Genomic DNA, 8,541 nt, shown 5'->3' on the forward strand with positions numbered 1-8,541 from the left:
AGCCGCACAAGACTACATCGTCGGCACTGAGACCAATACGTCGATAACGGCGTCTGACCTCCGCCCTATCAGCGGATTCGATGACCCGCCGGCGGATCTGGATGGTGATGGTCAGTTTAAGGATATCAACGGTGACGGAAACGTGAGTATCTCCGACGTCCAAGCGATGTTCGCAAACCGCGACAGCCCGGTGTTCGAAGACAACGTCGGCAAGTTCGACTACACTGGCAATGGACAAGTGAACATCGTCGACGTCCAGCAGTTGTTCGTTGAGGTCTCCAACTGAGACCTTAGCGTTCTCTCTGGTCGAGACTATTGTTAAATAGCTGGCAGAGTGCGTGGGTGAGATCCACTGATGGAGATACCGGGAGCTAATCAAACAGACAGTGCCCCATTTCGACTGCGCCTCGATCAACACTTAGTGTTCGACACATCGCCCAGCACGGCGATCAATGAAGTGCTAGAAAGTTTTAATTGGCCATGTGTCAGTTTATTTGTAAATGCGCCAACAGTACTCGATTGGAGAGATTCCAGCAAAATGGAATGAAGGAGTGCAGTCGTCATGAAGATCCGCGCAATCGTGCTTTCGGTGTTGATGCTACTCGCGACTCTTTCAACTCCCGTAGTCGCTGACACACCTGAAACGAGCATACAATCATCCGAAAACATCACCACAGAAGCGACGTTCACTCAACAGGACGGTCCTACATCGACATTACCAGTGGTTCAAGATGGGGATCCAGCTGAACAGATCGAAGTGAGAGGAGTGAGTTCTAATGTGGGTACTCAAACCACGTCCCAGAATGGTACTCTCAACTGGTCGAAGACATACGAAACCAACCAAACAGGCTCTGGAAAATTTGGAGAGGTCATTCGCACAGACGATGGTGGAGTCGCAATTACAGGCTTCACTGATGCGAATACGAGCAATTTCAGCTCAGAAGTAAACGTAACCGTCGTCAAGGCAGCCGCTGATGGAACAAAACAGTGGATCTCAACTGTGGACGTTGGACAGGTCGATGATGGAAAAACGCTCATTCAAACACAAGATGGTGGATTTGTTACTGGTGGGATTGATGCATTCTTGAAGCTGGATAACACCGGTAGCGTCGTATGGACACGTGCAGACGACATTAGTGGGTTCACGTTCCGTTCGGTCGTTGAATCAACGAATGGTGATCTAACCGCTGTGAGTAACACGTGCTGCAGTGATGATCGGCAGTCGATATTCGTTCGGACAAACGCCAGCGGTGTCGAACAATGGAATCAGACTGTCTCCGTGACGGACGGTGCGAACGACTACCTGAGTTACGAGGGGACCGAAATTTCTGATGGCGTCGTCTTCGGTGTTACGGGTCAGGCGACGCAAAACGCGTATCTCTACGCACTCACAGACGATGGCACGCATCAGTGGACGAGGAAATTCAATAATACCTCAATCGAGAGTGTGACAACGCTATCGGATGGTGATATCCTCGTGAGCGGAACCGACCATCAACAAAATTCGCTCCGACTGGTTCGCATTAGCGAAAATAACACCATCCACTGGGACCGGACCTACGACCCAACCAAACCGATCACTGCAGCAGAGACTGAGCAAGGGAATATTTCAGTGCTTACTCACGGAAAGCAGATGCTCAAGCTCAGCTCTGCTGGTGACCAACTGGAGGTTCGTAACTACCCAGTGCCAGAGAACGCGACTATTGGGTCCGCAGTGCGAGTCGGTGAGTGGCAGTACATCCTCGGTGGCGAAAAAGGACCATCACGAGCCGAGACCAAATTCTGGCTCGCCAAAGTTACGGGGGAGACAGTCAATGACTCTTCGGAATCGGCCTCTCCGTTGAACCTAACTGGCTCAGTCAAGGCCGCGGATGGCTCAATTCCAAGCGGCCATGTTGAACTGCACGGTCGCCTTGGCGCATCAGATACTGATGAATCAACACCGGGTAGTGACGGTGAGTACAATCTGACTGGCGCTACAGGCACCTACCAGGTGTCGTTCGTCCAGCAAAGCAGTCCGGTTGATAACGTCCCGGATATCTACCCGCTGCATCGCGTGTACTTCACCGAACCACAGCATCTAGGTAGTGACACACTCCCAACGGCAAGCCGACTCAACGTGACTGTCGTCGACCAGCAGAATGATCCCGTTGACAGCGCCACCGTCGTCATTGCCTATGGAGACAACCGAGTCTACGAGTCTATTAGTGGAACAACGACGCCAACCGGGGAATTCGTCTTCGGCCAAACGCCAGGTGTCGAAGTTGCTGGCCCAGAAGCCATCCCGAACGAGTACGGTGGGAATGTTCAGGTGCAGGTGTATGGCCCGAACGACACCTTCGTTGGAACGCGTCTTTCGGTCAGCAACGACACGAATATCACACTCCAACTGAAGAATAAAACGAGCGTTTCTGGTGCTATTACCCGGCCAAGCGGCGATGCTGCAGTCAATCGAACAGCGGTTGTGTTGGGTGATACCAACGGTACCGCAGGGGGTGGCTTTGGTCGGACGAATGCCACCGGGAACTTCTCAACAACTGTTGCGGTGAACGGCACGTACAACGTGAAGTTCAGACAAGAGCGATACAGTGAAGCTGGGACGAGCTTCCCAGCCGACAGCGTCCCAGATGTCTATGCAGTCACCCAACTCAACGTTGGGACTGCACCTGCGGACGTTGGATCGGTCTCGCTCCCCAGTGCGCACCGTCTCAATATCTCTGTGGTCGATTCGAACAGCAACCCCGTAGAAAATGCACGGGTCACGATTGATCACCGGAACGGAGGTTCGGTCGGATTCGTCTCTGGAAGCACGCTCGCAAATGGGACGATGGTTCTCGATGCAACAGGCAAGAAAGGCGTTGACCTCGTTGGAGATCTTCAGATCACGGTTGACGGACCGCCGAACTCGACATCGCTTGACGGTGAGGAGACAACGAAGACACTCACTCTCGATTCCGACCGTAACCTCGAGATTCAATTGGGTGCAAACGATACTCAAGAAACGACTCTGACCAACTCAAGTGTCCATGCAGTCGCTTCTTCGTCGTCAATTGAGGCCGGTGAGACGACGACAGTCGATATTGTTGCCTCGAACGTTTCCGAGGGGGTTGGGGCGTTCTCGACGACGCTCAGCCTCGCAAATGAATCAGTGGGGACAATCGATGAAGTCACCATACTCGGTTCACCCAACAGCTCTGATGTTGTTCGGAATACGACGAACACGTCAATCTCGATCGACGCGTTTGGCTTGAACCGCACTCCGGACTCAAGCGGAGATGTCGTCCTTGCACAGGTGAACGTCACGCTCGATACGTCAGGGTCGACTGAGGTCGTCGTCTCGGAATCCGTGCTTGGGTCTGCTTCAGGTGACGATTACACCGTCGTCTCGGAGACGGGAACCACACTCACTGCGACGACGCTGAGTCCGCTTGGGAATTCGACGGCGCCGCCAGCTGACGTTGATGGCGATGGGACGTTCGAAGACATCAACGGGGATGGTAACGTTACCATCTCGGACGTGCAAGCGATGTTCGCGAACCGCAACAGCGACACGGTTCAAACCAACGTGGATAAATTCGATTTCACAGACAATAGTGAGGTCAATATTGTTGATATCCAGCAGCTGTTCGTCGAGGTGACTTCTTAAACGAACTGGATTGACGCACTATTTCGGTCTGTTATCATTTTCTCACGGAGCTCCCAGACGGACTCGGTTTGCACCACCTGTAAAGGACGAACGAAAGTTCCTTGATGAAGTTAGGTTACTGTGATGACATGGGACTGTTCGACCGCCTGACCGGAGGGAGTGACGACCCACGTGTTGCCTTCCTCGGTATCGACGGCGTACCGTATTCACTCATTGAGGACAACCCGGATGTCTTCGAGAACCTCACAAAAATCGCCGAAGAGGGTGCAAGCGCACCAATCGACTCGATCGTTCCCCCAGAATCGAGTGCCTGTTGGCCCGCACTCACGACTGGTTTCAACCCCGGTGAAACGGGCGTCTTTGGTTTCCAAGACCGCGAGCCGGGGAGCTACGACACGTACGTCCCGATGGGAAGCCACGTCGAAGCAACGCGTGTTTGGGACCGCGTGACTGACGCCGGTCGCAACGCAACGGTGATGAACGTCCCCGTAACGTTCCCCCCACAGCGCGACGTCCAGCGCATGGTTTCTGGGTTCCTCTCGCCGGGCGTCCAGAAGGCCGCCCACCCACAGTCGTTTGCCGACGACCTCGACGATAACAACTACCGAATCGACGCCGACGCCAAACTTGGACATCAAGACGACAAGTCTGCCTTCATCGAGAACGCCCACCAGACACTCAAGCGACGCTATGAGGCGTTCAAGCGCTACATTGAGCAGGATGATTGGGATCTCTTCTTTGGCGTGTTCATGACGACCGACCGGGTCAATCACTTCCTCTTCAAAGATTACGCTGAAGACGGAACGTACAGCGAAGAGTTCCTCGAGTTCTACCGAACCGTCGACGAATACATCGGCGACCTCCACGACTCCCTTCCCGAGGACGTGACACTCGTCGTCGCCTCTGACCACGGCTTCACGTCGCTCGACTACGAGGTCCACTGCAACACCTGGCTCGAACAGAACGGGTGGCTCTCCTACCAAGATGACGACCACGACTCACTTGGCGACATTGCCTCGGAGTCGAAAGCCTACTCGCTCATTCCCGGTCGCTTCTTCATCAATCTCGAAGGCCGCGACCCACGCGGGTCCGTCCCCGAAGACGAGTACGAACAGGTCCGCGACGAACTCAAATCGGAACTCGAAGCACTCGAAGGGCCGAATGGAAACAAGGTCGCCGACCGTGTCGTCACCAAAGAAGAAGCATTCCACGGGGCCCAAGACCACCTGGCGCCCGACCTCGTCGTCATCCCGACTCACGGATTCGACCTGAAATCTGGATTCAAGGGCCATGACAACGTGTTCGGCACTGGACCACGCAATGGGATGCACTCGTTCGACAATGCGACACTCATCATTGACGACGAAGACGCATCTATTGGCGATGGTGTCGACCTCTACGATATTACGCCAACGCTCCTTGACCTGATGGAAATTGATGTCGACGCAGCGTTTGAGGGCCAGAGCCTCGTCTAAGCGCTAAGGTTCCTTTCTACCCATCCGTTTCCACACTACGGGTATTCCCGTCAAAATACCAAAAATAGCACCGAAGACGCCCGCTTCTTCCGCTAGGCCGTCGTCTTCAGAAACAGATGTTGGATGTCGACGATGTTGAACACGCCGTTGCCACTGTAGTCGAACTTCGCACGGTTGTTCTCAACCGTCGAATGGTCACGGTTGGCGAACAGTGCTTGAACGTCGGACACCGTCACGTTTCCATCGCCGTTGACATCCTCGTATAGGCCGTCACCGTCAACGTCAGTCGGTGGTTCCTGAAGGTCGCCAACGGGCGGCAGCGCCGTCGTTCGGAGCGTGCCGTTCTGCACAAAGTCAACAGTGAGGTCGTTCCCCAGACTGTCTGAAACTGCGACATCCTGAACGCGGATTGGGACAGTCGTTTCGTCAGTCGTCGAGCCGTTGTCAGTCACCGTAAGTGTGATCTCTGCGAGATCAGGCGATGGTCCGTCAGCAGTCTCCATGCCGTAGGCGGCGATGTTGGCCGTTGTGTTGTTGTCGGTGAGCGTCACCTCTGACCCGGACGGCGAGCCGACGACGGTAACGTTTTTGACCTCCACACCGGCGTCTGTCGGCACGGACACCGTTGCTTCGTACGCACCGACCGAGTCGTTGACGCCGCCAGCGACGAGTTCGACGAGGGCGGTGTCGCCGACGCGCACCGGATCAGATGGTGTCTCGACGTACAGGCTCACGTTTTCAGTTGTCGACGGCGAGTCAGTTCCATTGTCGCTGTCCCCGTCTCCCACGATGCTCACCGTTCCGTTCGAAACTGGGTAGTCTTCGTAGTTCTCGGCAATCGTGAACACCGCGCGGTCGCTCACGTTTACTGGGCTGGTGTTCGCTCCGTCACTGATGACGTCGAACGTCACGTTCACCACGGGATCCTCGATGTAGTCGCTGCTTTCGACGCTGAACCCGACCGTTCCGTTCTGTGCGTCACGTTCTGTGGAGACGAACACCTCTTCCTCAACACCGTTCATGCTAACATTCGCGACCGACAGCACCGAGGGGTTGTACGAGACGTTCCCCGCGTAGTAGACGCCGCCAGTGACCGGTGACGTCGCGACCGGGACAACAACTTGGTCACCTGGCTCAGCCGTGGCATTGCCGACAGTCATCGTCATGTTAGACGTGTCAGTGATTGTCATGATGTACCGGTGTTCGTCCGTTAACTCGCCGTTGACGTACGTGCCTGCCGGTAACGTGTACTGTGTAGGGCGACTATCTTCCGAGACCGACAGCTCGATCTCTGCCGTCGCCGTCTCACCGGCGCCGAGCGAGTCGACCTGCCAGCTGAGCATCGATTCGTTCGAGAAGGTTACGTTCGTCCATGAGCCTTCGTACGCCTCAATTGTTGTGACATCTTTGACCGGGACGTTGACCGTATGATTCAGATTGATTGGTTCATCGCCCGTGTTCGTGGCTTCGGCCCGTAGCATGACCATTCCGCCTGGCCGGCCAGTCGATCCGGTGGTGACGACCGTGACGGATTCGGAAGTGTTGCTCTGAGCGTCTGACAGCGTTGTCCGGGCGCTATCGGTGTAGTACGGCATGACGCTCAAGTTGCCGGTGGCTGCATCGCCGGAGCCATTGAAGTCACCACTGGGGCCATCAGTTGCGCCCCAGTAGTTGTAGGTGGCGTTGCCGCGCTTCGATGCGTTCGTTGCGTCGATGCCAACACCGTTCTGTGCGAGGGTCGATTCACGCACCGACCACATACCCTCAACGTACTCGGCGTCGACGCCGGCGTCGCCGTTTGCGAGGATGAGCGTCTTAGAGATTGTCCACGAGCCGGTCGCAGCGGCGCCCGTACGAGTAGTCCCCGCTTTGACGCCGTCACCGCTGTTGTTGGCGATTACGCTACCGCGAATTTCCCAATCGCCGGAAGCCTCGAGAGCATCGACACCGTGGGAAGCGTGGTCGCTAATTGTCGTATTCCGAATCGTCCAGTTACCGGTTGACTCGAACGGGGCCACACCGCTTCCAAACTGTCCGCTGGAGTTCGTGATCTCCGAGAATTGAATGACCCAATCACCCGTCGACTCGTCGGCTCTGATCGGGTCACCAAACGTCGTGTTGTTGACGCGAAGAAGCGTCGCTTCCCAGTCGCCGGTCGACTGGCGTGCGTTCAGTGCGTTGCGGTAGGTGTCGAGAACCTCGACGTTCGTGAGCTGCCACGCACCGTCCGTGCCTTCTGCGTTGATTGCCGTGCCTTCGAAGCCATTCGTGCCGACGATGGTGGTGTCGTTCACCACCCAGTTACCCGTCGTGTTGGCTGCCGCGATACCGTATGCGTCATAGTGACGGATGGTAAACCCAGAGATCATCGGCTCAGCGTCACCCGTGATGGTAATGGCACTTCCCGTCTCGCCGAACGTCGAGCCGTTGAGCGTCGCACCATCAGGTGCAACGAGCGTGACGTTCGTATCGAGGGTGATCTGTTCACGGTAGGTCCCTGGGTGAACCTCGATAGTGTCACCCGCACTCGCGTCTGCAACGGCGGTGCTGAGACGCTGGTATTTCGTCGAACCGTCCGAGTCGACGACGAGCGTGGTCGAGCCGTCCGAACCTGCTCCAGAGGTGGCGTTCGACTCAATAGTGAGATCGTTGACACCGAATGCGTACAGGATACGCTTTCCGTTCCGGTCAGTCTCGTTTTCGTAGATGGTAAATCCATGAGAATACTCCCCACTCGGAACCACTGCAGCATCGATGGTCGCCGAGAAGTTGTTTGCCCCAGCGGTGTTTTCGACCGGTGTGGTGGGGACAGTTCCGTTGTCGCCGTGAACCGAATATTCGACGTACCACGAGTCATTGACGTGCTCGTCACGGGGGAGCGTGACTTCGATATCACCCGACGTGGCATTCTGCGAGAGCGAACCCTCATATCCGATCGCAACTCGTTCAGTTCCGGTCTCAGCAATCACCGACGACGTGTTCGCGTCGACAACTGAGACACGGTACACGCCGAATGGATTGTCGCCACCTATGAACAGACTCTGGTTACCGCTCACAGAGATATTGATATCGGTGTATTCAGTGTTTCCTTGATCGGTTTGATACTTGATCTCAACCTTCGGCTGCGATTCGATGGCGCCGGTCGTGTCGTAGAAGTCGAGTTCAGCCTCCTGAACATTGAGCACTGGTTCGCCTGCCGTCGGAGTAATGGTTATCGACTCGTTACTCCCTACCCGGGAGACCTGGAGTGCGTGTGAAGCGTTCGAACCGAACGCGAACGCCGTGTCGTTGACCGTCTCGACTATCAGATCTTCGGCATACGTGTAACCTACGTCCGCAGTCGACGAACCCGATGCCCCTGCAGAGCCATCGTCGAACTGAATCTCGAGTGACGAGGCGTCGACGTTGGAGACGTCTACC

At 55.7% G+C, this 8,541-nt stretch carries 4 protein-coding genes; 3 read left to right on the forward strand and 1 reads right to left on the reverse strand.

The genetic code is table 11. From position 1 onward, the window contains the following. From AUR66_RS22780 to AUR66_RS15420, 3 genes are all read left to right on the forward strand, one after another. Positions 1 to 286 (forward strand): dockerin type I domain-containing protein (locus AUR66_RS22780; RefSeq protein ID WP_058573147.1); only part of this gene is annotated, 286 nt, incomplete at its 5' end. 276 nt (positions 287 to 562) lie between these two features. Further along, positions 563 to 3,646 (forward strand): hypothetical protein, encoded by a 3,084-nt coding sequence (locus tag AUR66_RS15415; RefSeq protein ID WP_058573148.1) that lies wholly within the window; start codon positions 563 to 565, stop codon positions 3,644 to 3,646. A gap of 128 nt (positions 3,647 to 3,774) precedes the next feature. Further along, positions 3,775 to 5,121 carry an alkaline phosphatase family protein gene (locus AUR66_RS15420; protein ID WP_058573149.1) on the forward strand — a complete coding sequence of 449 codons (1,347 nt, stop codon included), beginning with the start codon at positions 3,775 to 3,777 and terminating at the stop codon, positions 5,119 to 5,121. Positions 5,122 to 5,213: 92 nt separating this feature from the next. Here the strand turns inward: AUR66_RS15420 and AUR66_RS15425 are convergent. Next, on the reverse strand, positions 5,214 to 8,541 hold a 3,328-nt coding region (locus tag AUR66_RS15425; protein ID WP_058573150.1), incomplete at its 5' end, for a right-handed parallel beta-helix repeat-containing protein.

Origin of the sequence: Haloferax profundi, assembly GCF_001469865.1 — an archaeon.
GTDB lineage: Archaea > Halobacteriota > Halobacteria > Halobacteriales > Haloferacaceae > Haloferax > Haloferax profundi.